The sequence below is a fragment of the Moritella sp. genome (assembly GCF_033791185.1).
In the GTDB taxonomy this organism is placed as follows: domain Bacteria; phylum Pseudomonadota; class Gammaproteobacteria; order Enterobacterales; family Moritellaceae; genus Moritella.
Genome location: NZ_JASJHF010000065.1, coordinates 1 through 2,523, shown reverse-complemented (window position 1 = coordinate 2,523; position 2,523 = coordinate 1). Strand labels below are relative to the sequence as shown.

Genomic DNA, 2,523 nt, shown 5'->3' with positions numbered 1-2,523 from the left:
ATTACACTGTTGCTTATACAATCCATAGTCAGGATCTTTGTTTATACGAAACCAAGGCTTTTCAAAGCGAGTAATTTTACCATTTGCTTAAAAATGAAGAGTGCTTTAAATACAAATTGAAGATCTAGCTGGTCAGGAAGTATTTTTAGATAATGATGATCGGATGATGTAAATAAGTAAACTATGAGTAGTAAACGATGAGTCGATATAGCTGCAGTACCACTTGATAAGATAAAAGATTGCCACCTGCAAATAACAGAGCAGGTGGCAATTTACTATTGACTTATTTGTCGGTGAATTTTTTGATTTCACCTGATTTTAAACGTGCTAGATATGACTTCAACTCTGCTTTAACGACAGGCATTAACACGTAAAGCCCGATAATATTAACCACAGCCATTGCAAAAATGGCGGCATCAGAGAAGTCGATCACAGGGCCGAGATTGGCTGCTGCACCAATAACTACAAAGACACAGAACAGTAGTTTAAATATTAACTCGGTTGTTTTTCCTTCTCCAAACAGATAAGTCCAAGCTTTAAGGCCATAATAAGACCAACTGATCATGGTTGAAAAAGCAAACAATACAACCGCAACAGCAAGCACATAAGGGAACCAACTGATAGTTGAGCCAAATGCTGCTGAAGTTAATGCAACACCTGATGAACCGTCTGCTGTTATGATACGTCCACTCTCACCAACTAGGTATAAACCCGTTGTCGGATCTGATGTTAATTGCCCAGTGATAATAATGACAAGCGCTGTCATGGTACAAATAACGACAGTATCAATAAATGGTTCAAGTAAAGATACAAACCCTTCAGTGATAGGTTCTTTAGTACGCACTGCCGAATGGGCAATCGCGGCGGAACCGACCCCTGCCTCATTGGAGAATGCAGCACGTTTAAAGCCTTGTATTAAGGCGCCAACAAAACCACCAGCAACCCCGAGCCCCGTAAATGCACCAACGAAGATTTGTTCAAAGGCCCATCCAACTTTATCAAAATTCATTACAATAATAATCAAAGCCGCAACAACGTAGAGAACGCCCATGAAGGGTACTATTTTCTCAGTTACATTAGCGATAGATTTAATCCCGCCGACAATCACAGAGAAGACAACCAAAGCAAAAACAACACCAGTGATCCAACCTGGGAAATCACCCACAATACTGCTTATTTGTGCGTGTGCCTGATTAGCCTGAAACATGTTGCCACCACCAAATGCACCCAGAATACAAAAGATTGCAAATAGCACTGCCAGTGGTTTTCCTCCGGCAACGCCTCTCTCTTTAAAACCTTTTGAGATGTAGTACATCGGACCACCAGATACACTACCATCAGGGTATTCGTTACGGTATTTCACCCCTAATGTACACTCGGTGAATTTGGATGCCATGCCCATCAAGCCTGCAAGAATCATCCAGAATGTCGCCCCCGGACCACCTATACTGACCGCGACAGCAACACCTGCAATATTACCTAAGCCTACCGTGCCGGATAATGCAGTAGCTAACGCCTGGAAATGAGATACCTCACCAGCATCATTTGGATCAGAATAATCGCCTTTAACCAGATCAATAGAATGTCTGATAGCTCGGAATTGGATAAAGCCGAAATAAACGGTGAAAATCGTCGCACCGACAACCAACCACAACACAATCCAAGGAAAGCTAGTGCCAGGAAGTGGAGCAAAAATAAGGCTAACGAACCAGCCGGTTGATGACGCGAAAATAGCATTAACTTTTTCATCAATACTGCCTTCAGCAAAGGCTAGCGAACTTTGTAACAAACTGAAAAACATTATAAATATCGATAATAGTATTTTTTTGTTTTGCATAATAAAGCCTTAGTTTACGACTGTGACAGGAACATCTGCACCCATTACCAGTTTTGCAGTAACGCTACCAAATAATTTTGCGGCAAAGCCACTTTCTTTGGAGCGGGCGACAATAATTTGTTCAGCTTTTTCTTTTACGGCAACGGAATTTAATAGTTCAGCAACGTCACCATGCAAAACACGTCCATTTGCAAGATATCCCTCTTTTTTCAACGCTTCTAAAGCGGGGGTTATAACGCGATCCATAGCCGTTTTTATCTCCAGCTCTCTACGCTTGTGCCGCAGGGCATTTTCTTCGGGTGTCTGAAAACTGTATGGGGACCATTCAATGACATACACCAATTCAATTGTGCAATCACCAATGAGTTTTGATAGTCGTTTAGCATGAGTAAGAGCCCTGTCACCTGGCTCTACACCATCTAGACCAACAATGAGTTTTTCCTTCATAAATGCATTCCTTTTAAACGAGTATTTCATATGTGCTGAAACAGCAGACGAATCAGAAAAGTGTCAACAGCGCAGGCATCTTTTCCATGTCAAATCTGCACAATAATAATAAGTGACATTTCTCACGAAATTGAAATAGACATTAGTTCATATTTTCAATTTCACCTCTTTTCAAGGCAAGGAATGGGACTAAGCAAGGTTATTTATTAGCCAACAATGATTTAAAAATCATACTTAAG

At 41.0% G+C, this 2,523-nt stretch carries 2 protein-coding genes; both read right to left on the bottom strand.

Annotated features, from left to right (window positions below):
* Nucleotides 1–283: 283 nt before the first annotated feature.
* The gene (locus QNK26_RS03910; protein ID WP_319220955.1) at nucleotides 284–1,837 is read right to left on the bottom strand and encodes an alanine/glycine:cation symporter family protein; all 1,554 of its coding nucleotides are present in this window, start codon (nucleotides 1,835–1,837) and stop codon (nucleotides 284–286) included.
* Nucleotides 1,838–1,846: 9 nt separating this feature from the next.
* Nucleotides 1,847–2,284, bottom strand: coding sequence for a universal stress protein (locus QNK26_RS03905; RefSeq protein WP_319220954.1), 438 nt, complete (start codon nucleotides 2,282–2,284; stop codon nucleotides 1,847–1,849).
* Between the last annotated feature and the right edge of the window lie 239 nt (nucleotides 2,285–2,523).

Coding starts and splice junctions, on each gene's coding strand:
- QNK26_RS03910 (WP_319220955.1), bottom strand. CDS start 1,837: ATGCAAAACAAAAAAATACTATTATCGATATTTATAATGTTTTTCAGT.
- QNK26_RS03905 (WP_319220954.1), bottom strand. CDS start 2,284: ATGAAGGAAAAACTCATTGTTGGTCTAGATGGTGTAGAGCCAGGTGAC.